The sequence below is a fragment of the Peribacillus cavernae genome (assembly GCF_003989135.1).
GTDB classification, from domain to species: Bacteria; Bacillota; Bacilli; order Bacillales; family DSM-1321; genus Peribacillus; species Peribacillus cavernae.
The window spans coordinates 73,213-98,140 of sequence record NZ_RYZZ01000017.1 but is presented as its reverse complement, the minus strand read 5'-3'; the positions used below and the strand labels follow the sequence as shown (position 1 = coordinate 98,140).

21 protein-coding genes are annotated in these 24,928 nt (G+C 41.2%); 20 read left to right on the top strand and 1 reads right to left on the bottom strand.

Annotated features, from left to right (window positions below; genetic code table 11):
• The first annotated feature begins 333 nt into the window (after window positions 1–333).
• Entirely contained in the window at window positions 334–591 is a 258-nt protein-coding gene (locus tag ELQ35_RS13265; RefSeq protein ID WP_126865308.1) for a hypothetical protein, read from the top strand.
• A 49-nt stretch (window positions 592–640) separates the two neighbouring features.
• On the opposite strand, the gene ELQ35_RS13260 is transcribed toward ELQ35_RS13265, so the two are convergent.
• Window positions 641–2,068, bottom strand: a complete 1,428-nt coding sequence (locus tag ELQ35_RS13260; RefSeq protein WP_126865307.1) for an amino acid permease — start codon at window positions 2,066–2,068, stop codon at window positions 641–643.
• Window positions 2,069–2,455: 387 nt separating this feature from the next.
• On the opposite strand from ELQ35_RS13260, the gene ELQ35_RS13255 reads away from it, so the two are divergent.
• The 19 genes from ELQ35_RS13255 (at window position 2,456) to ELQ35_RS13170 (ending at window position 24,861) form a co-directional block, all read left to right on the top strand.
• Window positions 2,456–3,736, top strand: a complete 1,281-nt coding sequence (locus tag ELQ35_RS13255) for an ArsB/NhaD family transporter (protein WP_126865306.1) — start codon at window positions 2,456–2,458, stop codon at window positions 3,734–3,736.
• Window positions 3,737–4,505: 769 nt separating this feature from the next.
• Window positions 4,506–5,276 carry a FadR/GntR family transcriptional regulator gene (locus ELQ35_RS13250; protein WP_126865305.1) on the top strand — a complete coding sequence of 257 codons (771 nt, stop codon included), beginning with the start codon at window positions 4,506–4,508 and terminating at the stop codon, window positions 5,274–5,276.
• A gap of 128 nt (window positions 5,277–5,404) precedes the next feature.
• Window positions 5,405–6,154, top strand: a complete 750-nt coding sequence (locus ELQ35_RS13245; protein WP_126865304.1) for a cyclase family protein — start codon at window positions 5,405–5,407, stop codon at window positions 6,152–6,154.
• A gap of 110 nt (window positions 6,155–6,264) precedes the next feature.
• Window positions 6,265–7,386: a zinc-binding dehydrogenase gene (locus ELQ35_RS13240; RefSeq protein WP_221884972.1), complete on the top strand. Its 1,122-nt coding sequence runs from the start codon at window positions 6,265–6,267 to the stop codon at window positions 7,384–7,386.
• A gap of 356 nt (window positions 7,387–7,742) precedes the next feature.
• Window positions 7,743–8,444 carry a cyclase family protein gene (locus tag ELQ35_RS13235; RefSeq protein WP_126865303.1) on the top strand — a complete coding sequence of 234 codons (702 nt, stop codon included), beginning with the start codon at window positions 7,743–7,745 and terminating at the stop codon, window positions 8,442–8,444.
• 60 nt (window positions 8,445–8,504) lie between these two features.
• On the top strand, window positions 8,505–9,233 hold the full coding sequence (locus ELQ35_RS22850) for an amidase (protein ID WP_221884971.1): 729 nt from the start codon (window positions 8,505–8,507) through the stop codon (window positions 9,231–9,233).
• Window positions 9,160–9,897 carry an amidase family protein gene (locus ELQ35_RS22845; protein WP_221884970.1) on the top strand — a complete coding sequence of 246 codons (738 nt, stop codon included), beginning with the start codon at window positions 9,160–9,162 and terminating at the stop codon, window positions 9,895–9,897. Before ELQ35_RS22850 ends, ELQ35_RS22845 begins: the two co-directional genes overlap by 74 nt.
• 284 nt (window positions 9,898–10,181) lie before the next feature.
• Entirely contained in the window at window positions 10,182–11,372 is a 1,191-nt protein-coding gene (locus tag ELQ35_RS13225; RefSeq protein WP_126865302.1) for an ABC transporter substrate-binding protein, read from the top strand.
• 77 nt (window positions 11,373–11,449) lie between these two features.
• Window positions 11,450–12,340, top strand: a complete 891-nt coding sequence (locus tag ELQ35_RS13220) for a branched-chain amino acid ABC transporter permease (RefSeq protein WP_126865301.1) — start codon at window positions 11,450–11,452, stop codon at window positions 12,338–12,340.
• Window positions 12,341–12,357: 17 nt separating this feature from the next.
• Complete coding sequence (locus ELQ35_RS23550) at window positions 12,358–14,181, top strand: branched-chain amino acid ABC transporter ATP-binding protein/permease (RefSeq protein WP_185861765.1); 1,824 nt, start codon at window positions 12,358–12,360, stop codon at window positions 14,179–14,181.
• The gene (locus ELQ35_RS13210; RefSeq protein ID WP_126865299.1) at window positions 14,174–14,887 is read left to right on the top strand and encodes an ABC transporter ATP-binding protein; all 714 of its coding nucleotides are present in this window, start codon (window positions 14,174–14,176) and stop codon (window positions 14,885–14,887) included. The genes ELQ35_RS23550 and ELQ35_RS13210 overlap by 8 nt, the downstream gene beginning before the upstream one ends.
• Before the next feature lie 366 nt (window positions 14,888–15,253).
• The gene (locus tag ELQ35_RS13205) at window positions 15,254–16,327 is read left to right on the top strand and encodes an FCD domain-containing protein (protein WP_126865298.1); all 1,074 of its coding nucleotides are present in this window, start codon (window positions 15,254–15,256) and stop codon (window positions 16,325–16,327) included.
• A gap of 79 nt (window positions 16,328–16,406) precedes the next feature.
• On the top strand, window positions 16,407–17,393 hold the full coding sequence (locus ELQ35_RS13200; protein WP_126865297.1) for an NAD-dependent epimerase/dehydratase family protein: 987 nt from the start codon (window positions 16,407–16,409) through the stop codon (window positions 17,391–17,393).
• A 226-nt stretch (window positions 17,394–17,619) separates the two neighbouring features.
• Window positions 17,620–18,804 (top strand): substrate-binding domain-containing protein, encoded by a 1,185-nt coding sequence (locus tag ELQ35_RS13195; RefSeq protein WP_126865296.1) that lies wholly within the window; start codon window positions 17,620–17,622, stop codon window positions 18,802–18,804.
• An 82-nt stretch (window positions 18,805–18,886) separates the two neighbouring features.
• Complete coding sequence (locus ELQ35_RS13190; RefSeq protein WP_126865295.1) at window positions 18,887–20,383, top strand: sugar ABC transporter ATP-binding protein; 1,497 nt, start codon at window positions 18,887–18,889, stop codon at window positions 20,381–20,383.
• Window positions 20,380–21,375: an ABC transporter permease gene (locus ELQ35_RS13185; RefSeq protein ID WP_126865294.1), complete on the top strand. Its 996-nt coding sequence runs from the start codon at window positions 20,380–20,382 to the stop codon at window positions 21,373–21,375. Before ELQ35_RS13190 ends, ELQ35_RS13185 begins: the two co-directional genes overlap by 4 nt.
• Window positions 21,376–21,377: 2 nt before the next feature.
• Window positions 21,378–22,370, top strand: a complete 993-nt coding sequence (locus ELQ35_RS13180) for an ABC transporter permease (RefSeq protein ID WP_246026075.1) — start codon at window positions 21,378–21,380, stop codon at window positions 22,368–22,370.
• Window positions 22,371–22,748: 378 nt separating this feature from the next.
• Window positions 22,749–23,357, top strand: coding sequence for a zinc-binding dehydrogenase (locus ELQ35_RS13175; RefSeq protein WP_185861764.1), 609 nt, complete (start codon window positions 22,749–22,751; stop codon window positions 23,355–23,357).
• Between the two features lie 115 nt (window positions 23,358–23,472).
• Window positions 23,473–24,861, top strand: coding sequence for an amidase (locus ELQ35_RS13170; protein WP_126865291.1), 1,389 nt, complete (start codon window positions 23,473–23,475; stop codon window positions 24,859–24,861).
• The last annotated feature ends 67 nt before the right edge of the window (window positions 24,862–24,928 follow it).

Here is a 24,928-nt window from a genome sequence, read left to right as displayed (position 1 = left end):
AACTGAGGCGGCGCTTGAATCGATTACCAGGAAAGTCGGTTAGAATAAAAATAGAATAGGTTATTGCCTGGAGAGGCTTGCTATCAGAAACGGAAGGGGTGAAGGTATCCTGCCTCAACAGTGAACGTGGAGATACCGCCATACTTACCTTGTCGAAAATTAGAATTGAAAAAATTGGTTTTCTCCTCTTCGAAGAGCGGGTTTTTTAGTGTGTATTTTTAAAAATCTTGATATATTTCTGTAAATTACTGTTATAATAGTAATATTAGATATAGATATTTAGGGCTTCTTGTTTCTCGGAGTCCCCCTCGATAATAGAAAGGGGAAGATAAAATGAACCTGGATAAGCTAGAGAAAATGCTATCGGATTTTACCATCTATATGGATTGTGAGATAGCGCACATATTTACTCGCAACAATGAACCAGTTGTCATTTTAAATTATTTAGAAGATTCAAATATCTATCAAGTCATGTTTGTTGAGAGTCAAATAACAGAACTGTATAATGATCCCGGCTCCGCTGCAGTAGCGATAGATAAGGCGATATATAATATCGACAGGTCCGTACCATTAGCAAAACCACTGAATTAATTTTCAGTGGTTTCTTTGTATCAGCATTTCCGGATTAATATATTTTGCATCAGTGCTGTGAAGAAAGCTTGTCTGCCTTTGCTTGTTTTGTTGAAGGTTTGACCCATTTGTAGAATAAAATACCGCTCGAAAGCAAAACCATTCCCAATGTGAATGTTTTCATATCTGCTGTACCGGCAATAATCACCCAGATGGAATAAACCGTGGAAAGAACGGCAATGATTCCATCGATGACCCGGCTTTTAACAGTTGTATACGTCTCACCGGTTATGACCAGCTTTAACTGGAAGACTGATGAAATAAAATAAGGAACAAGATAAGACAGTGTTGCGATAACAATAATAAAATCAAATGCAGAAGATATAGTGTTAGATATGGTAGAAAAAATAAACAGCTGGCCGAGAATATTGGTGACCGTCAATGAAAACACAGGAATTCCTTTTTTATTTACTTTCAAAAATGCAGGCAGAAACATTCCTTGCTTGGCCGCTTGAAAGGGAACTTCCGCACTCAGCATCACCCAGCCAATTGTCGAGCCAAATAAACTGATCAAGCCCACGCCTGCAAGCACTTTGCCAGCTACTGGACCCAATACTCCTGAGATAGCATCTATAAGCGGCTTATCTGATGTAACAAGCACATCATGGTTCAGCATCCCCATAACAAGCGTGCTGATTCCGACATAGATGGCAAGGGCTATCAGCAATCCGAGCATTGTCGCACGTTTAACATCGATTTGTTTTTTGGCACGCGAAGCAAATACCACAGCAGATTCCACACCGATAAACGCCCAGAGCGTTGTAATCGCCGCGTTATTAATTTGTCCGAATAAACCGATTGTATGGCCGGCCTCATCGAATCTTGGTGCGACAAATGGAAGCATATTTGCTTTTTGGAAAGCAAATAAACCGACTAAAATAAATAAGAAGAAACCAATCACCTTGGCAGCGGTAGCCAGGAAATTCAACTTTCCCGCACCTTCAAGGCCTTTTAAAATAATGAAATGGGTTCCCCATAACAGAATCGTACAAACCACAAAGGTGAGTGCATTCCCTACTTTTAACGTAAAGCTGCCGATAGAAAATAGATCAGCCTGGTTTACTAACACCGGGAAAAAGGTAGTCAAGTACCCGGCAAAAGTCGTGATAATGGCAATATTCCCCGCTAAGTTCCCGATCCAATATCCCCAGGAAGCCATAAATCCCGACAAAGTCGAAGCGTTACTGCCAGGCTTGAATAATTCTTTTGCATAAATTTGCGGCCCTCCGGTTAATTTCGGCTTTCTTAAGGCCAAATTCCCAAATACCAGTGCAGTCATCAGTACGCCAAAACCTGTTATGAGCCATGCCGAAAGGACTCCAGCCGGACTAGCTGCTTCACTTAAAGACCTGGGCAGCATAAAAATCCCTGACCCGACCATATTCCCAACCACTAGCGCGGTTAAAATCCACAAACTGAATTTCTTGCTGTTATTCATGTAAGTATGATCCCCTTTCTGGATGTCTTCATGTTGTTTAAAATAGGAGACTATCAAATTCTTGCAAAAAACATAAAAAAACACACGCAAAACCTGTGTGTACGTACCAAAAAATGAGCGTTCAATTTAGCTCTTAACAATCCATTTATCTATAATAATATACGATCATCTGAATAGGAAGTCAATGGAATATTTTAGTCTGGTAGAGTGATGAAGCATAGAAGGGTAAAATAAAGTAAGGATAATCATAGATTTTTTGAGAAAAATATGTAATCGAAAGGGTTAAGTTCTGTTAAAATGAAAACGAATGAAAAAAAGTTTACATTACCGGAACTGCCAAAGTAATCCGATTTTCTAGCTAATGTTACGTATGTGAGGGGTGTTCTAATGGATCAACAAGCTTTGATTGCAATTGGTATTTTTGTAATAACGTATGCACTGATTATTGCGGAAAAAGTACATCGAACCGTTATCGCGATGGCGAGTGGCCTTCTCATGGTCGCAGTAGGAATTTTAAACCAGGAAAGTGCGCTGCATCATATTGATTTTAATACGATAGGACTGCTGATTGGCATGATGATTATGGTCTCGATTACTGGACAAACAGGAATTTTTGATTATATTGCTGTAAAGGCCGCCCAAATCGCCAAGGCAAGCCCAATCAAAGTGTTGGTTATGTTAGGAATTATCACTGCGTTTGGTTCCGCTTTTTTAGATAATGTCACAACCGTCTTACTAATCGTTCCGGTAACCTTTACGATTACCCGGCAATTAGGAGTAAATCCGATCCCGTATCTCATTACAGAAATTTTTTCTTCGAATATAGGGGGAACTTCAACAATGATCGGTGATCCCCCCAATATCATGATGGGAAGCGCAGTTAAAGAATTAACCTTTTTATCCTTTATTGATAATTTGTTTTTGATTAGTTTTTTTATTTTATTTGTAACTGTTGCCATATTGGCTCTCTGGTACAAGAATGATCTTAAAACAACAGATGAATTAAAGCAGGCACTATTGAAGAAGAATGCAAGAGAAGAAATGAAAGATGTTAACCTTCTTAAGAAATGTCTGTTTGCATTAGCGATAACGATTGGCGGTTTTTTTCTTCACCAATTTATACATATCGAAACGGCTACCATTGCCTTGATTGGCGCTTTTATTTTATTATTCCTTACAGGGGAGAAATATTTGGATCACGCACTGGAGAAAGTCGAATGGACCACGCTCTTTTTCTTTATCGGCTTGTTTGTGGTTGTAGGAGGGCTTGTTGAAACAGGAGTCATTTCAGCGTTGGCCAAACAAGCTATTTCTTTAACTGGCGGGGAATTAGTTCCTACCACCATGTTAGTTCTTTGGATTAGTGCTATTGCGTCAGCATTCATAGATAATATTCCGTTTGTTGCGACTATGATTCCCCTGATTCAGGAGATGGGGAATAACGGTATTGATAATTTGGAGCCTCTCTGGTGGAGCTTATCTCTGGGAGCGTGTTTAGGTGGAAACGGTACATTGATCGGGGCAAGTGCGAATCTTGTGGTTGCAGGGATTGCTTCGAAAGAAGGGCATCACATATCGTTTAAGCGATATTTATTCATTGGATTTCCGATTATGCTGATTTCAATCATCATTTCGTCGGTCTATGTTTGGTTAAGATACCTTTTATAGTATTCCAAGAATAACATACAAAATAACTTTTTAGATCAGAAAACTGTTGGCATTGATGAATGAAGGTTTCTTACACATGAATGTAAATTCAAATGTTTATATAAGAAACCTTATTTACTCATGCCCATTTTTGTAAATGCAATAAGTGTTTGATATCGTAAACCTTAATTCAGGCTCTTTTTTTCGACACTGATTTCTAAATAAAAAGAAAATTCAATTTTTATATTGTGTTGTTCTGTTTTAGATGCTATGATGAACCAAAATATATTGAAAGGGCTTTCATTGCTTTCTATACAATATTTAGGGTGATAAAAAGTGATATTTTGACAAGAAGTTAATACATTTTTTTTCTAAAAAAACGATGTGAGGAAATCTTACATAAGCGAATACTATTATTAGATGCTATGCTAACATGAAGTTATTCTTAGTAAATAGCTTCATGTATTAGAAATAGTGACATCATCAATTTCTATTTTACCTTTATTTTTTGGAATACGCCCTCCTCATCATTGATGAGCATACACCACAGACCTGCCGCATACAAACTAGACATACTTCATAACAAGACACATCGTTTCCAATGACTTGATTTCATTTTTTTCTTTCCTGCTCATCAGAGGTGAGCAACGAATATTTTTAGCTATTCCTTCTACATCAGTAAGAGGGTAGATGCCATTTTAACTTATTTCTACCTAATAATGAATATGCATGTGCATCTTCTCCTACTCATCAATGATGAGCAACATACTTTCACAGGGAGTGTTTGTTTTTGATACAAGATAATGATTTGGAATATAACAGTTTGGAGGGATTGGACCTCTTTTCTTCAAGAGCAGAGATGTCTAATTATTTAATTTTAAAGTATTTGCTTAAAACGAATGAGCCTGTCGGATCATGGGTGCTCAAGAGCATGCTTGAGATGAAACATATCACCGTTAGTACGGCGACAATCGGCAGAACTCTCAAAAGCCTGGATGTCAAAGGTTATACCGAGCTGGTTGGAGGGCTGGGGAGGATGATTACTGCCCAGGGCGTCCGCTATGTCAACGAGCTTTCAGCAAAGGTTAGAAGAGAGAAGCTTCAAAAGAAAATGATGAAAGCTGCCCAACCGCAGAATCTTCAAGAATTACTTGACTTAATGAGCGCGAGAAAAGCGTTGGAGTGCGAAATGGCTCGATTGGCGGCGATCCGGGCGAATTCAGCCAATATTAATGAGCTGGAACGCACTGTGATCATGCATGAAATGTCCCTGGACAATAGCAGTGATCCAACTGCCCCGGCTTTGGACTTTCACGGGAAGGTTGCCGAAGCCTCCAATATCAGGTTTCTTATTGCTTCCCTGGATATTTTGATGAATGAGGAATTGAAACTTGAATCGCGATTTTTGGAGATTACGAGGGAGCGGGCCTCTGAGTATGCGCTACATCATAGATTGATAGCCGAGGCGATAAAAAAGGGTGATGCGGATGAGGCGGAAAAGCAAATGCGAATACATATGGACGCGATGATAGCTGCTTTAGAAGAATTGACAAGTGATTGACTTTTAATTTGCAACAAAATTGAAAGGGGTGATGCTGTCAGGAACCAGGAAATTTCAAGAGATATAAATCTTGCTTTTGGTAAGCAGCCACAGAAATCATATTAAGGGAAAACTTAGGAGGTTTTAACATGACAGAACGGACAGTTGATGTTAAGGGAAACGTTGAAGATATTAGCAAGACAGGACGAATGGTTGATCTTACCCTTTTAATTGAGGACAATATTCCCTCACATAAATTATTTCAAAGCCCTATATTAACTCCTCATATGACACATGAAGGATCACTTTCTTTGGGTATGGGTACTCCAGAAGATCCGATGACGTTCGCTACAAGCTATCTCGGCACTCTTGACCATATTGGCACACATGTTGATGCCTTTGCACATGTAAAGCCAGACGGAGAAACAATAGACAATATGCCAATCGACATGTTTATGGGCAAGGCTGTGTGTTTCGACATGACACATATTCCGGATCTTGGGGAAATCGATGTCTCCGATCTTGAAGAAGCGGAGGAAAAGACAGGGATTCAGGTCAATGGCCATATCGTCCTGTTGAATACAGGCCTTCATAAACGCCATTATCCTGATCGAAAAATTTGTTGGACCAACCCTGGCTTGACAGCTGCTGCAACTCATTGGCTGGCTGATCGCGGTTCCAAACTTCATGGTGTTGAAGGACCTTCCACCGACCGTCCTAGTGATAATCTCTTCCCGAGCCATCGCGTATGTCGTGATCGCGGGATTTCCCATTATGAGTGGCTTGTAAATTTAGAAGAACTGGTTGGCAAGGGGGAGTTTATGTTCTACGGCCTCCCGCTTAAATTTAAAGGTGGCAGCGGCTCTCCGGTTCGGGCATACGCTGTACTTAATGAATAGACGTTTTGGCGCCAGCTTGTGTATCGATAGTTGAGGTTTATCATGATGTTCTTTTACTCTTGTACCCTTTATATTAAGATTTTTCAATTTTATTGAAGGAGGTATCTGGGATGGCAATAGCGACTGTATATTCTTCAGATGTAAGAAAAGGCGAGCAGGCACCTGAAAGCATGATGAAATCAGCGGTTTACCGCGGAGTCGGAAAACTTTCAATGGAATATAAACCAATTCCAAAAGCTGGTCTTAATGAGGTGGTAATTCGGACTACCTCGACAACCGTTTGCGGTACGGATATTCATATCCTGCATGGTGAACATTGGGTTGAAGATGGACGCATTATGGGTCATGAACATGTAGGAATTGTTCATGAGGTTGGCGAAGGGCTAGAAGGAATTACGGTTGGAGACCGCGTAATGTGCAGTTCAAATACTCCATGCGGAACTTGCTTTTATTGTCAAAAGGGGATGGCTGCACAATGTGTGGGACCGGATGGGAAGCAGGGCCCTGGCGGGTGGATACTTGGTAATACAATAGAAGGAACTCACGCTGAATATTTTAAAATGCCGTATCCCAATTACAATTTGACTAAAATTCCTGATGATGTATCAGATGAGGAAGTATTAATGATTTGCGATATTGGTTCTACGGGTATCGCAGCAGCGGAAAAAGCCAATATTCAAATCGGTGATGTAGTTGTAGTTTATGCCTGTGGCCCCGTAGGATTATGCGCCATAGCCGGTGCGCGGTTGAAGGGTGCCGGTTTGATCATTGGGGTAGACGCCGATCCTGCAAGAATGGAAATCGCAAAAAAAATGGGAGCCGACATCGTACTGAATTTCAAGACTATAAATGTCATAGAGGAAATCTTTCGATTGACAGACGGGCGCGGTGCTGATGTTGCTATTGAAGCCCTTGGCAAACAAGAAACGTTTGAAAACTGTTTAAGGTCGATTCGCAGAGGCGGCACAGTGTCGAGTGTAGGAATCTATTCCGGTCACTTGCATATTCCGATTGAGACATTTGCCGGAGGAATGGGAGATCATAAAATTGTCACGACTCTATGCCCTGGTGGAAGAGAGCGTATGCTCCAACTCATTCAATTGGTAAAAACCCATCGTATTACTCTTGAATCGATGGTTACTCATAGATATCATTTCGATGATATTCTTGAGGCATACGATACATTTGAACACCAAAAAGATGGGGTAATCAAAACGATGATTAATTTTTAGTATCTATAGAAAAGAGGAGCATCATGAGAGGATTCCACCTTTTTGGCAAAATTGATCTATTGAAAACACACCATTTTGCCAAAGAGGGAAAAAAACCGAGAATACCAATTGACGTCATGATCTCTACTTAGAAGAATTAATAGAATGTTAATGATGGGTGGAAAAGTTACGGGAATTAAATTCAAAATACTTTTTATTTTTAGTTAGAAGTATAAATTATAGGACTATTATTAATAGCTTGAGAAAAGTTGCAAATTTTAAGGAGGTGATGTGGAGGGCCTATAAAAATTGATGAAAATTAATATTTTAGAAATGAGCAAGAAAAATAAATTTATAGAAAACTAGGAGGTTTTATTATGGAAGAACGAATTGTTGATCTTACGCTTTTAATTGAGGATAATATTCCAGCTCATAAGTTATTCCAAAGCCCGATCGTTACCCCTCATATGACACATGAAGGTTCTTTAAATTTGGGTTTGGGGACTCCTGAAGATCCCATGACTTTCGCTACTAGCTACATAGGGATTCTTGACCATATAGGCACTCATGTTGATGCATTTGCCCACGTTAATCCAGGTGGAGATACGATAGAAGATATGCCTATTGATATGTTTATCGGAAAAGCGGTGTGTTTTGATATGACACATATCCCGGATCTTGGTGAGATTGATGTCGCCGATCTTGAAGAAGCTGAAGCAAAGGCAGGAATTAGGGTAGATGGGCACATCGTCCTTTTAAATACAGGACTGCATAAGCGTCATTACCCTGATCGTAAAGTTTGTTGGACTAATCCCGGATTGACGGCAGCTGCAACACATTGGCTGGCTGATCGTGGTTCTAAGCTTCATGGCGTTGAAGGGCCTTCTACAGACCGTCCAAGCGATAACCTGTTCCCAAGCCATCGCGTGTGTCGTGATCGGGGCATGTCCCATTATGAGTGGCTTGTGAATTTAGAAGAACTCGTTGGAAAAGGGGAATTTATGTTTTATGGTCTCCCGCTTAAATTTAAAGGTGGAAGTGGATCTCCAGTGCGGGCTTACGCTGTAATTAATGAGTAGATGTATGGAGCCGGAAAGTGGTTCTCCTTCTCATAGTTGATAGTAAGGAGGGTGTAATACATGAACATTGCTAAAATGACCGCCTTGGAAATCAGGGTTGCCATTACTAATAAAGAAATATCGGCAGTAGAAGTGATGACTGACACACTTGATAGGATGAATGCCCTGGAACCTAAATTGAATGCGTTTGTGACAACTACACCCGAACTCGCGATGGAAGCCGCCAAGGTAACTGATAAGGCGGTTATGTCCGGAAAAGAGTTAGGACTACTCCAGGGCATCCCTATTTCGGTGAAGGATTTAATTAATGTACGTGGGGTTACAACCACATTTGGTTCTCGAACCAGGGTTAACAATATCCCCGAGGATGATGCTCCGTCTGTTGAACGGGTCCGGGCTGCAGGAGCAGGAATAATAGGCAAAACTACAACAACAGAATTCGGAAGCAAGGCTGGGGGCGGGGACAGTCCGGTCAGTGGCGTTACCTATAATCCGTGGAATCTGGAAAAGACGCCAGGTGGATCAAGTTCTGGTGCTGCAGCATCCGTTGCCGCAGGGATCACCCCGTTTGCACTTGGAACAGACGGGGGAGGTTCCGTTCGAATACCTTCATCCCTTTGCGGACTTTTCGGTATAAAAGCACAATTTGGCAGAGTTCCAGTTTTTCCTACAAGTGCAACCCCAACTCTAGCTCATGTAGGTGTTTTATCAAGAAATGTCCGGGATAACAGCTTTACTGTTGCAAGTTATCTCAGGGTACGATGGCAGAGACCCTGCAAGTGTATCTGAAACAGTTCCAAATTATATAGATGCATGCGAGAAACCTATAGAAGGTTTACGTATTGCTTGGAGTCCGACACTAGGCTATGCCAAACCAAATCGGGATGTACTTAAAGTAACTGAAAGTGCAGTTAGGCATTTTGAAAGCTTGGGCTGTTCGGTAGATCTGGTAGAGAAAGTAATTGAAGATCCAATTGATCTGTGGATGGCTGATTTTTACGCAGGCATCGGTGTGACTCTTAGGGATGAAAATAGGGATCTACTCGATCCAGCCTTGGCTGAAGTGTTAAAATACGCCCTTAACGAGCCCATTGATTCCTACTACTCTAAGGTTTTCAGAAGGTACAGACTCCATGAGCAGATAAGGAAGTTTTTTCAAAACTATGATTTACTCCTTACACCTACTCTTCCGATATCTTCGTTAAACGCTGGAGTTAACGTGCCACCGGAATTGTCTGACCGTAATATTGTTTCTTGGTCTTACTATACCTACCCTTTTAATTTGACAGGTAATCCTGCAGCTTCCATTCCTTGTGGTTTTGATGTGGACGGCATGCCGGTAGGTCTCCAAATGGTGGCTGGATTCAATCATGAAGTAGATATCCTGAAGGCCGCTGCAATTTTTGAAGCATCATACCCTTTGGCAAATAAACTTCCTATGCTAACTCTATAGCATTTAGAAATGAACAGGATTGAAATAGTGGAGTAAATGGACGATACAAACATGAAATTCAATCTCCTCCCAATCCTTATTAATGTTTCTATCCAACTCTTTAATTCAGCACTGACTCCTCATGAATTCGACAACTAAAAAAATCAGCAGATCATCAGAGTGGCAATAAAACTTTAAATCTGGTGATCCTGTTGCTTTAAATTTGAATCTCTTAATATCCATTTAATTTTCATGTAACTCTAGGTAATGTTAAAAAAATGCGAGAAAATTATTAGGGGGTCTCTATGAAATCATCATACAAATTATTTGCATTACTATTCTGTGGGTTATTAATTCTAGGTGGCTGTGGTAAATCTGCGGGAGTCCAAGGTTCTAGTGACGACACTATAAAAATTGGTGTTTCAGCAGTAAGAACCGGCGGAAGTGCTGAAGGTGGAGAAAATATTTATCAAGGAGTAAAAATCGCTACGGATATCATCAATGAACAAGATGGTATAAATGGCCGCAAAATTGAACTAGTGGCCAGGGATGATGAAGGTGACCCATCCAAAGGTATTAACATTATACGTGAATTTGCACAAAAAGAAGAAACGATAGCTGGTATAGGTGGTTATCTTAGTACTGTTATGCTGGCACAAACCCCTATTATTAAGAGCGAAGAGCTACCTTTCGTTGTAGCAACCTCCAACGTGCCGGCTTCGGTTGAAAAAGGTTTACCTTGGACCTTTGGTGTTCGAATGAATGCTAATATTACAGCAGAATACGCATTAGATTTTATTGAAAGAAATTTCAAAACCAATAAGATTGCTATTCTGCATGAAGATGGCGGATATGGAACAGGTGCAGCTGATGCAATGAAAAAAGCACTTAAAGAAAATGGGTTAAAGCCAGTGGCTATTGAACACTTTAGCCTGGATGATCAAGACATGACTGCCCAGGTCAGCCGTGCACGCAAGTCAGGTGCAGAAGCGGTCTATTTATTCGGAATTGGTGCATCTAATGGGTATGTATTAACGTCAATGGATAAAATTGGATGGAAGGTGCCTGTAATAGGAGAAATGGGTATGATCCAAACTTCTGTTCCTGAGATAGCAGGAGCAGCGGCTGAGGGGACTTATGTAATCCAGACAGCAAATTATAACGGCTCTCAAGAGAGAAAAATGGCACAAGAATTTTTAGATAGAGCCAAAAAACAATTCGGGAAAGTTCCTACGATGGCAGCTCCTTCTGCCCAAGGATTTGATGGTGCAATGCTTTTATTTAAAGCGATCGAAAAAATTGAATTAACTGGCGATATCAAGAAAGACAGAATGGCTTTAAAAGAAGTGCTTAGTAATGAAAAGCTTTCTTATGAAGGTGTTATTAAAGATTATGAACAAGCCTTCACCCCAGATAATCACGACACGATTGATAAAAGCTCGTATGTAATGAATATGTGGAAAGAAGGGGTATTAGTCCGTTCTGAGAAGCAATAAAGAATCCTGCAAATAATAAAGGAAAGGGAGCAGGCACTGCCCCTTTCTATAAAATCTGAGGGGAGTGGTGATATACAATGGAAGAAGCCTTAGCATCACTAGTACAGGCAATTTTAAGCGGATTAGCTATCGGATGTTTATATACACTTATAGCTTTGGGTTACAATTTGACTTATGTTGTAAACGGTACAGTAAATATGGGGCAAGGGCAATTGGTAATGATCGGTGCGATGCTAATGGTTACCTTTACCACCTTTTTAGATCTTCCCTTTTTTATCGCCTTAATTTTAGTAGGCTTAATACTTGGTATATTAGGTATCTTATTGGAAGTCATAAGTGTACGTAAGTTCGTCCAGGATAAGACATCGGTGAACTGGGTGCTAAGTACTTTAGCTGTAGGGATTATTCTGCAAGATTTAGCTTTGTTTATTTGGGGACCGGAAGAAACAAGATTGGTTTCACCGGTAGGAGAAGGTATGTTTGAGTTTTTGGGGGCAGGAATCTACTGGAAGGAATTGATGATGATTCCTGCCGTTGGTGTATTTTTATTGCTGCTGATGCTTTTTTACTTGAAATCTCACTGGGGGTTATGGTTAAGAGCGACAGCTGATAATAAAGTGGCGACTAATTTAAATGGTGTGAATAGTAATTATACGGTTGCGATTGCATTTGGACTAAGTGCCTTATTGGCTGGTTTAGCAGGTGGATTAATCACCCCTATCTATGCGGTTTTTGCCTCAATGGGACTATCTCTTGGATTAAAAGCTATTGCAGTTGCCATAGTTGCAGGTTTGAACAATGCCAAAGGCATTGTAATTTGTGGGTTAGGATTAGGGATTGTGGAAGTTTTGGTAGCAATGTATATCTCACCTGGTTTTAGAGAAATGATTGTATACATTGTAGTAATTCTAATTCTATTTATTAAACCAAATGGTCTATTTGGCACAAAAGAAACAATAAAAGTTTAGAAAGGATGACCTGCAAAATGAAAACTGATTTAGCTCTTAATAAACAGGCCAAAATTAGTAGCTCCCTTAAACTAAAATACCCGGTCTATTTAATGATCGCAATATTATTATGTTTAGCTCCCGTCTTTCTAAACTCTTATTATATCAATCTTATATATTTAATCAGTATATATGTAATCATCAGTATGGGGCTAAATATTTTAATTGGCTACTCAGGCATTGCTTCCATTGGCCATGCAGGATTGATGGCCGTTGGTGCCTATGCTTCTGCGTATTTTAGTACTCAACTTGGGTTATCCTTTTGGATTACAGCACTGATGGGTACGATTATATGCTTTATAATCGGCAGTATTTTAGCCATACCAGTATTACGTGTAGGTGGGCTGTATTTATCAATGATTACGATTGCCTTTGGTATAGTGATAGAAGAGATCCTATTAAGATGGACATCTGTAACAGGTGGCCCTTTAGGCATATCTGGTATTAGTAGTCCTACAATATTCGGTTACGAGCTGGGATTAAGTGAAATATATTATTTCGTATTGGTGATCGGTGCTATTACGATGTGGTTAACATTCAATCTCCGAACCTCCATATGGGGGAGAAGTTTATTAGCAGTAAAAGAAAATAGTATAGCAGCAGAATCGCTGGGCATTAAATCATTCACTACACGTTATGTAGGCTTTGCCATCAGTTCTGTTTTTGCCGGTCTAGCCGGAGCGCTTTATGCCCATACAAATAATTATGTTAGTCCTGATACATTTGGTTTTATGCTGTCCATACAGCTTGTATTAATTGTTATTTTAGGTGGTGCCGGGACAATTTGGGGACCGGTAATCGGTTCTGCCATCTTAGTGACATTACCCGAATTATTGAATGGTTTGGAGAATTTACGGCTTGCAGTTTACGGAGTCATCATGCTGATGGTTTTGTATGTACTTCCAAAAGGGATTGCAGGAACATTTAATAACTTTGTAATAAAAATCAGACCGGTACATGAAGATTATGTTTATAACGAAAAAAATGCAGACATAAAAAGCCTTTTTAAGACAAATAGTCCATCAGGCAATATCCTGACAATAAAAAACTTGGATAAGCACTTTGGAGGCTTGCATGTAATCAAAAATTTATCTATGGATGTTAAGGCGTCAACTATTCATTCACTAATAGGTCCAAATGGTGCAGGAAAAACAACAGTCATCAATATGATCTCGGGATTTTACAAGCCGGACGAAGGAGAAATTCTTTTGGACGATGAAATTGTTAGTGGATTAGCTTCTTATGAAATGCCCAATAAAGGCATTGCAAGAACATTTCAGCACTCACGATTATTCAGTGATTTAACCGTTATTGAAAATGTAATGGTTGGCGTCGCGCAATCTATTAAACAAAACGTTTTTACAACATTATTAAAAGTACCAAGTGTGAAAAACCGGGAAAAAGGAATACTCGATAAGGCTCACCAGTATCTAGATATTGTTGGATACAAAGGTCCCCGTAATGTGGTTGCATCAAGTTTACCGTATGGTCATCAAAGACTGGTTGAAATAGCTAGAGCATTAGCTACAAATCCTAAACTCTTGTTGTTAGATGAGCCTGCTGCGGGATTAACAACGAGAGAGATAGAAGAATTAGAGATTGTTATAAGGAAACTTAAGGAAGAAACAGGATTAACCATGATTCTCATTGAACACCATATGGATTTTGTAACTAGAATCTCTGATGAAATTACCGTGATCGACCATGGAGAAAAAATTGCGGAAGGTCTTCCTCATGAAGTACAAAGTGATCCAAAAGTGATTGAAGCCTATCTAGGAAAGGAGGACCACGTCGTTGCTTAAATGTTCAGAATTATTTGCGAATTATGGTAGTGTAGCAGCACTTAAAGGAATCAGTATAGAAGTCCAGTCGGGAGAAATCGTTGCAGTTATTGGCTCTAATGGTGCTGGGAAAACCACTTTGATCAATTCGATTCTTGGCTTTGTTAAACCTCATAAAGGCACTGTTATTTTTGAAGGACAGGATATCACGAACATACCTGCACATAAAACAACCAATCTGGGTATTTCAGTCGTCCCGGAAGCAAGGGAAGTTTTCTACAGTTTAACTGTTAAGGAAAACTTAAGAATGGGCTTAAAAAAAGAAATTGGGAAAGTGAAGCAACAGGAATTGGAAGATAGGTTAGTCCATTTATTTGACACGTTTCCTAGATTGAAAGAACGCATTAATCAACAAGCAGGAACTTTAAGTGGCGGGGAACAACAAATGCTTGTTATTTCCAGGGCATTGATTAGTAATCCTAAACTCCTGCTATTAGATGAACCATCTTTAGGTTTGGCTCCAATCATTGTTAATGAAATTTTTGAAATCATTAAGACCTTAAAAAAGGAAGGCATCACGATTGTACTAGTTGAGCAAATTGCTAACAAGGCTTTAAGTGTAGCTGATAAAGCATATGTCATTGAGAATGGCAAAATTGTAATGAGTGGTTCCGCTTCTGAATTAAAAGAAAATAAGGATATCGCTAAAGCTTACTTAGGAGTGTAAAGTTATATCATTTATCAGGTGTGTTGATTAACCAAATTTATACAGTAAAATAGTACAAAAAAAGACCCTTTTCCTGTAGAATGGATGTACCACCAACCAAACTCAAGAAAGAGGTGTCCTTATGAATAAGAATACCACATTCTCGAATGTAACCCAAAAAATTGTTTTAGAAGATGAAGTCCATATCATAAGTGAAGCCCTTGGTTATCATGATTCCGCCCAAAATTAACTGTTTTCTGCCTTGTTAACTACTTTTTAACGGCAGCAGCGAACGAATGGAAAAACTACAGCGAAAGTGCAGATGTCGGTCTAGACTATGGCCTTCCTCAAGTTGACCACTCGACGCTATCAAAAAAGGAAGCTCACGTGGATTACAAGGTACTTAAGCAAATATTTGAACTGGTTGTTTCAAAATGCAATCGTGCTACCCGGCGAACCTTGAAGATTCCTAAGGAACTCCTTATTGTGGATTCCACTACGATCACTGTCGGGGAAACTCGGCTTCCCTGGGCCGTCTATCATGGTGAACGATATGGGGTGAAACTACATGTTAGTTGTACACCTGAAACCGGAATGCCCCTGAAAGTCATGGAGTCGACAGGACTTGCCCACGATGGGCCACTTGGTGAAAAGGGAGTGTTTGTTTTGATACAAAATGATGACTTGGAGAATGCTGACCTAATAGAGATGGATCTTTTTTCTTCCAAGGCAGATATTGTTAATTATTTGCTTTTAAGATATCTGTTAAAAATGAAAGAGCCAGTTGGATCCTGGGTGCTTCAGGGCATGCTTGAGCATAAAAATGTCACAGTCAGTACAGCGACAATCGGACGCTTTCTCAAAAGTCTGGATGCAAAAGGTTATACCGAGCTTGTTGGAGCGCAGGTTAGAGTGATAACAAACCGGGGAGTTCAGTATGTCAACGAGCTTTCGGAGAAGCTGCGGAGAGAGAAACTTCAAAAGAGAATGATGAAAGCTGCTCAACCGCAAAATCCTCAAGAACTGCTGGATATAATGAGCGCAAGAAAAGTGCTAGAGTGCGAAATGGCACGATTGGCAGCAATCCGGGCAAAACCTGCAAATATAAAAGCATTGGAACAAACGGTAGAAATGCATGCAATGTGCTTGGACAACTGCGATGATTCGACTGCTCCAGCTTTGGACTTTCATGGAAAGGTTGCCGAAGCGTCAAATATCAGGTTTCTCATTGCTTCACTTGATATTTTGATGAATGAGGAATTGAAATTGGAACCTCGATTTCTGGAGGTAACGAGGGAACGGGCTGCCGAATATGCGTTGCATCACAAATTGATAGCCGACGCGATTAAAAATGGTGATGCTGTTGAGGAGGAAAATCAGATGAGGATACATATGGACGCCATCATAGCAGCCCTCGAAGAACGGGTAAAAACTCGATCGTTTTTTTATCAGGAAAAGTAAGTTCCGATCCTAATTTGCTTGAGATAGCCAGGTCAAGAAGGGTGGAAGAATTATTATTTATTTAGAGGGAGGGAATACCATGAAAGTCTTACTTACAGGCGGAACTGGATTTGTCGGCATAAATATCGCTGAAAAATTATTGGATGAAGGAATAGATGTTGTTATCTACGGGCTGCACCCATTGCCTGGAGAAGTTGAGAGGGCTTTTCAAAAACTTAGAGGTAATCATGTTTTTGTGAAAGGGGATATTGTAGATCAAAATCTACTTGATTCAACCATAAAAAAATATAATCTCACAGCGGTTATCCATGGAGCGGCCATAACACCGGACGTGGAGCGGGAAATAAAAGATGGCAGAACCATTGTTAATGTGAATTGTATGGGAACTGTTGAAGCGCTTGAAGCCGCAAGAAAAAACAATATTGAGAAGTTTATCCATCTAAGCACCATAGCGGTTTATGGAAAGACGGCGGTTGAAGATAAAATCTTAATCGAAGACAGCAGTACCCTTAAGCCAGAGGAACTTTATGATATTACTAAATTTGCAGCTGAACGAATAGCAATTCGATACAAACAGTTGTTGGGGATGAATATTGTCGTTGCCCGAATGGGCAACATATTTGGCCCGTGGGAATATTATTCGGGTGTTAGAGATGTAATGAGCGCTCCTTTCCAAGCAGCACAATTGGCAATCTCGGGGGAGAAGGCTCTGCTCCCTAGAGCAGGATATAAAAACTGGGTATACAGCAGGGATATTGCTGCATCACTATTAGCTTTGTTAAAGACGGATTCGTTAAATCATGATGTTTACAACGTAAGCTCAAGGTATTATTGGTCGGTTGAAGAATGGTGTAAGTTGTTGGAGGAAAAGTATCCTACTTTCAGTTATGAAATCGTTAATAATATCAGGGAGGAGAATGTCATTTACCGTGCTGACCATGCTCCCCAACAAATTGATCGATTTGTGGATGACACCGGATATGTCCCTTTCTTTGATTTGAAAAAATCGTTCGAAGATTATACGGAATGGATGGAGAAAAATTTGGACTTCGTCTCTGCAAAATGAACGATTATTGAACATAGGACTTTGAGTACATTCGTAAAGCAATGCATATGATTCGTTGAGATGAGCTACGTGCGCACCAACAGTTTTTATGGATTCTTTTGGTCCATTACTACTAATTTTTTTGCTCTGAAAAAAATGACAGAGTTTCATTTTATAGGTAAGGAGGTGACATGAAAGCTTTTGTGCCGTTTTAATCAATTTATCATTTTATTAGGGGGGGTTTTGCATGAAACGAAAGATTACCGTATTTTTAAGCTTATTGGTTATTCTCACACTATTGCTTTCCGCTTGTTCTTCCAACAAATCAACCACTGGCTCGCAAAGCAACGGGCAATCAGGTAATTTTGCGCTTGAATACAAGTCTAAAAAGAAAGATGGCTTTATCATCGGATTCAGCAACGGTTACTTCGGCAATACCTGGAGAAGCCAGTATGTAGATGGGGTCAAAAGAGTAACGGCTGAACTCAAAAAAGAAGGCATCGTCAAGGAAGTCAATGTTCAAAATACAAACGGCGTACCTGCACAGATTGCGGCTGTTGAAAGCTTTATCAACTCCGGCGTAGACGCAATTGTAATAAATCCGGTTTCTTCAAGTTCATTAGCACCGGTTGTCGCAAAAGCAATCAGCAAGGGGATTTTGGTAGTTGTTAGTGAAAGTGGGGCCGATTATCCGAATACGGTCGTTGTAGGCGGGGACAATGCTGGATTCTGGCGAATCCAAACAAAATGGCTTGCGGAGCAGTTGAAGGGCAAAGGTGACATTGTTGAAATTAACGGTATCGCAGGGAATGTCTCGGATGAACTACGCACCAGAGAGTCAAAGGATATTCTCAAAAAGTATCCTGATATAAAGGTGTTAGGCAGCGCTCCCGGCGGTTGGGATCCAACTAAAGGTCAACAAGCTATGTCCAACTTCCTCTCTACACACAGTAAAATTGACGGCGTACTTGTACAAGACCAAATGGCTGGTGGAGTCATTCAAGCATTTGAAGCTGCAAAACGGCCGTTGCCGGTTATGACTGGAGACTTTACTTACGGTTTTCTGCGTATGTGGAAAGATAAATATCCGGATCTGAACACAATGACCATTCCTTATAATACCGGTATCGGCGCAAACTCAATCAGAGTGGCGGTAAAGCTTTTGCAAGGGAATAAATTGAAACCGGAATCCCTGTCACCGAATCCGCTTAAAAAGGAACTCAAAAATACAATCATCTCCACCGTTCCTTACGTCATAACAAAGGAAGCTCAACCTGACGCCCCTTGGATGGAAGGAGAAGATTCAAAGATTAAAGCCATAGGCCTGGACGAAGCAGTGAAGATGGGTGAAGGAAAAGGAGAGAGCATTGCGGTCGAATCTATTTGGACTGAAGAAGAAGTGGACCAAATGTTCAATAAACCTGCAAATTAATATTCCTAATCTTTTTATATTCCATAAAACTTAGAAAGATGCCGAGTGCATTTTTCTAAGTGATTACTAAAGGGGGGAAATCATGCCACTTTTCGAATGTAAACACATTTCAAAAACGTACGGGTCGGTTGTTGCCATACAAGAAGCTTCTTTCTCATTGGAAAAAGGCGAAATTCGAGCAGTTCTTGGAGGAAATGGCTCGGGAAAAAGCACGCTAGCCAAAATCATCGGTGGAGCCGTTAAACCGGATGCAGGTGAATTGTATTTTAAGGGAAAGCCTTTTGAGGTGAATTCTCCTTCACAGGCGAAAAAACTAAAGGTAATCATTACCTCTCAAGAACTCAGCCTTCTTACTAATCTGACAGTTGAAGAGAACCTAGTGCTTCCTTCGATCCCAAGAAAAGGCCGTCTTTTTATAGATAAAAATGCTATGAAAGCAAAAGCGTCTGCAATTTTAGAGAAAATAGGTTTAAGCAGCGAGCTCGGCGTCCTAGTAGAAGATTTACCTGCCAATAAGCAGTTCATGGTGGAATTCGCCAAATCGTTGCTGCAGGAACCTGAGATTCTGGTCATCGATGAAATTACCTCGGCCCTGTTCCGCCAAGAGGTGGAAATATTTAAAAATATAGTACGGGAACTAAGCGCGAAAGGTTGCGGAATACTATTCATTTCACACCGAATGTCTGAGATTTTTTCCATATGCGATTCAGTTACCGTCATGCGAAACGGTTCCGTCATTGATACGTTCCCTATTTCCGAGGTAAATGAAGATATGCTAGTCGGCATGCTCACGGCGTACAAAGAAAATATCGGTGGCCAAACGAAAGAGAATCGCGCCATTGAGCAGTCTGACCGTGTCCTGCTCTCGGTTAAGGATATGACTTTGAAGCGTTTCGGTACTAGAGTAAGCCTAGATGCAAAACAAGGGGAAGTGATAGGTATCGCCGGGCTTCAGGGTCAAGGACAATCTGATTTTGTCCGAACACTTTACGGTTTAAACGGACATGTTCATATTCGTCTTGACGACAAGGAACTCCAAATCGATTCCGTTCACAAATCCGTTCAGGAGGGATTGGCATTTCTTTCGGGGGATCGGGAGCGTGAAGGCACTTTCTCTGTAAGATCGATTGCAGAAAATCTTGAAGCTGTCAATTCGAGCGCTTTAAGCCGTAAAGCTCTAAACCAGAAACGGTTGCTTGACTCCTACGGTGTAAAATACGATAACGCTTCACAGCAAATCCGCAACCTTAGTGGAGGAAACCAGCAAAAAGTTGTCATCGCACGCTGGACTGGAACTAATCCAAAGGTGCTCATTGCAGATGATCCGACCAAAGGTATCGACGTTCAGGCCCGCGGGGACGTGCATGAAATATTCGGCGATCTTGCCGCGTCAGGCTCTGTTGTCATTATGGTTTCCAGTGACGACGAGGAACTTGTCCACTTAACTAAACCTCTGAAAAATTCAAGAATCATGGTCATGTACGATGGCAAGTTCGTCAAAACTTTGATGGGGGAAGATATTACCGTTCACAATATCATATCTGCTTCATTACCTAGGGAAGGTGTGGTTGGCAAATGAACACGTTTAAGCGAAAACTGCTGAATTGGTCATCTTTTCCTTCATTAGTTCTTATCATAGCCCTATCGGTGATCAATTCATTTTTAATTCCTCATTTTTTCAGTATGTCCTATATCTCAAGTTTTTTGACATCCTATACACCGTTGATAATAGTAGCCATGGCACAAACCTTTGTTTTGTTGGGAAGAGGGATTGACCTTTCAGTCGGAGGGATCATTTCTCTCGTAAACGTCATCGTCGTGACTTTATTCGGACAAGGTTGGAGTTTCCCTTCCGCCATTGCAGTCGGTATCCTTGCGGGTATTATCATTGGAGTTTTGAACGGCATAGTAATCGGATTTCTAAGGGTGACTCCATTGCTTGCCACGCTTGCCACAACATCTGTCGCAGCTGGTGCGGCTTTATGGATCATGCCTTTTCCCGGCGGATCCGTTCCGATTGAATACGTGATGTGGTACCAATCGAATGTAATCGGATTCCTTCCTACTCCACTGCTTTTCATCATTATATCTATTCTAATTTGGTTTATTTGGAAGGCGACACCTGCCGGACTACAGCTATACTCAATGGGTCGCGACATCCAGAAAACGTATGTATCGGGCGTTCCTGTTGTTTGGATCCAATTTTATACGTACGTGTCTTCAGGCTTTATTTCTGCTATTGCGGCCATAGCCCTTACTGGTAATACTGGAGCGGGAGATCCGCTGGTTGGCAACACATACACCCTTTTTGCGGTGGCAGCTGCCGTTATCGGGAGCGTTTCTTTAATGGGGGGGAGTGGTGATATATTCGGGGCGATATTCGGGGCCGTTTTTCTCGGATTGGCATTTTCTCTTATATATGCTATTCAAATTCCATCCACCTACCAGGATTTGACTTCCGGAGTTATCGTGCTTCTAGGAATTATCGGTGCGTCTCTGATGAAGAAAAGGAAACGCACGTTTTCCTTCAAGCCTAGCCACATAAAGCCGATAGGAGGAAACCAGCCGTGAGTATGGAAATGAATATAGAAAAAAGTGCTCCGAAACCATCATCAACCAAGATGATTCGCAACAAATTGAAACCATATATTCCGTCTTTGTCCATAATCGTTCTTCTGCTCATTCTCGGACAAATATTAAGTCCTGGATTCGCTTCGCTCGGTAACATCGGAACTATCGTATCTATTTCAACCGTGCTTGCCATTGCCGCCATCGCGCAGACGCTAATCATTATTTCAGGGAACGAAGGCATTGACCTTTCCATTGGTGCTGTCATGTCGATGGGGGCTCTGCTTGGGGCAGTTCTCAGCAAAGGCATGAACACCGAAATCTGGTACACAGTTTTGATACTGATTGGAATCGGCATTATTATTGGCCTAATCAACGGTATTGCGATACAGTTCATCAACATACCTCCGCTGGTCATGACCTTGGGCATGACATCAGTTGTCAACGGTTTCGCCCTTGCTTATACGAAAGGGCTTCCTAGTGGCGGAGCGCCGGAAATCCTGGTGAAATTGGGGATTGGTCACCTGGGTCCGATTCGCTGGATGTTAATTCTTGGCATTGTTCTTATCATTGCTCTAGAGTTGGTGCTGCGCAAAACGCGTTATGGCAAAACACTGTATCTGGTAGGCAGCAACAGGATGGCGGCGATCATTTCAGGGATTAGCGTAAACAAAACCGTTCTGCTGACATACGTAATTGCCAGTGTAGCCGGAACTCTCGGTGGACTTGTTCTTCTAGGATATGTTGGCAGTGCTCAGTTGGAAATGGGTAAGGATTATGCCCTCCTGTCCATTGCAGCTGTAGTAATTGGTGGAACCTCACTAACAGGTGGACAGGGAACTTATCTGGGATCGGCGCTAGGTTCAGTGGTACTTGTGCTTTTGACCAGCGTGTTGGTCGCGGTGGGCATGCCCCCTGGTGTGAGGGTTCTCTTGCAGGGGCTCATTCTACTGTTAATCCTGCTTATCTATTCCAGAGAACCTAAACTGCGTCAATAAAAAAAGGTAATTACGATTACAAAGTAGCCCACTTCCGAATATTTACATTTAGTAAGAAAAAACCTACGGTTAAGCGAAACTCTTAATCTATATTTCGCTGGAAGGAATTCATTGAAAGGGGTGATGTTATCAGGAACAATAATCGAGACATTTTATGTCTAAGGATTAGATCCCTATTTTTATTCTAAAATATGTCCTCCTAATAAGAGAAGGATAGTGGTGCTGTTAAGGCTTTGCATCAATGAATAATTAATTCTCTACCAGTGTTTTAAGGGCTCTAAAGAAATAGAAGGAACTCACGCTGAATATTTTAAAATGCCGTATCCCAATTACAATTTGACTAAAATTCCTGATGATGTATCAGATGAGGAAGTATTAATGATTTGCGATATTGGTTCTACGGGTATCGCAGCAGCGGAAAAAGCCAATATCCAAATCGGTGATGTAGTTGTAGTTTATGCCTGTGGCCCCGTAGGATTATGCGCCATAGCCGGTGCGCGGTTGAAGGGTGCCGGTTTGATCATTGGGGTAGACGCCGATCCTGCAAGAATGGAAATCGCAAAAAAAATGGGAGCCGACATCGTACTGAATTTCAAGACTATAAATGTCATAGAGGAAATCTTTCGATTGACAGACGGGCGCGGTGCTGATGTTGCTATTGAAGCCCTTGGCAAACAAGAAACGTTTGAAAACTGTTTAAGGTCGATTCGCAGAGGCGGTACAGTGTCGAGTGTAGGAATCTATTCCGGTCACTTGCATATTCCGATTGAGACATTTGCCGGAGGAATGGGAGATCATAAAATTGTCACGACTCTATGCCCTGGTGGAAGAGAGCGTATGCTCCAACTCATTCAATTGGTAAAAACCCATCGTATTACTCTTGAATCAATGGTTACTCATAGATATCATTTCGATGATATTCTTGAGGCATACGATATTTTTGAACATCAGAAAGATGGAGTCATAAAAACGATGATTAATTTTTAAGTTTACTAAAGAAAGATAATACAAGGATAGCATTGGTATTTATTTCTTTTTCATCCTTCCTGGATTCACTTCTGATAGGATTGGATATTCTTTGATAGAAAGGAGGGAGTGCACCATGAACATCGCTAACATGACGGCTTTGGAAATACGAAATGTCATAGCTGAAAAAGAAATATCTGCAGTCGAAGTGATGTCTGACACCCTTACCAGAATGAATGCTTTAGAACCGGCGTTGAACGCGTTTGTAACAACGACACCCGACCTCGCGATGGAGGCTGCCAAGGCAACTGATAAGGCGATAATGTCAGGAAAACCGTTAGGATTGCTGCAGGGGATTCCAATTTCAGTAAAAGATTTAATCAATGTCGGCGGCATCAAAACTACATTTGGTTCACGTACAAGGGTTAACAATCTCGCTGCTGCTGATGCTCCTTCTGTTGAACGAGTACGTAATGCTGGTGCTGGCATCATAGGTAAAACAACTACGACTGAGTTTGGCAGTAAGGCTGGAAGCAGCGATAGCCCACTTACGGGTGTTACCTCTAATCCATGGAACCTTGAAAAAACAACTGGAGGATCTAGTGCTGGTGCGGCAGCTTCGGTAGCAGCTGGGATAACTCCGTTTGCACTTGGTACTGATGGAGGGGGATCTGTCCGCATTCCGTCGGCCCTTTGTGGGCTCTTTGGTATTAAAGCGCAATTTGGCCGCGTTCCTGTGTTTCCTACTAGTGCAACTCCAACTCTAGCTCACGTAGGTGTTTTATCAAGAACGGTTCGGGATGCTGCTTTACTAATGCAAGTTATTTCAGGCTATGAATCTCGTGATCCAGCCAGTGTTTCTGAATCGGTGCCTAACTTTATCGAGGCATGCGACCTTCCTATAAAAGGGTTGCGGATTGCCTGGAGCCCAACATTGGGTTATGCCAAACCTACTCCAGAGGTGCGGATGATCACTGAGAACGCAGTACGCCGTTTTGAGGACATGGGTTGCTCGGTAGAACTAGTGGAGAAAGTATTTGATGATCCAATTGATTTATGGATGGCCGATTTTTACGCTGGCATTGGTGTGACTTTGAAAGATGAAAATAGTGATCTCCTGGATCCCGCCCTTGCCGGGGTATTGCAATATGCTCTTGATGAATCCATGGAATCATATTATTCGAAGGTTTTCAAAAGGTACAGCCTGCATGAGAAGGTGCGGCAATTTTTTCAAGATTATGATTTACTGCTTACCCCAACTCTTCCGGTATCGTCGATAAATGCAGGAGTAAATGTGCCTCCAAATCTGTTAGATCGTAATATGGTATCCTGGTCTTACTATACCTATCCTTTCAATCTGACAGGGAATCCTGCAGCCTCGATTCCTTGTGGCATTGATGAGGAAGGGATGCCTGTTGGCCTTCAAATGGTGGCTGGATTTAATCGTGAGGTTGATATCCTGCAGGCCGCAGCATGTTTTGAGGCTTCCTACCCGTGGGAGAATAAAATGCCAATACTTGCTTGATAGCATTTGAAATGAACAGATTCAAAAAGAGACTCTTCATTTCATGAACCACTCCCTCATCAAATCT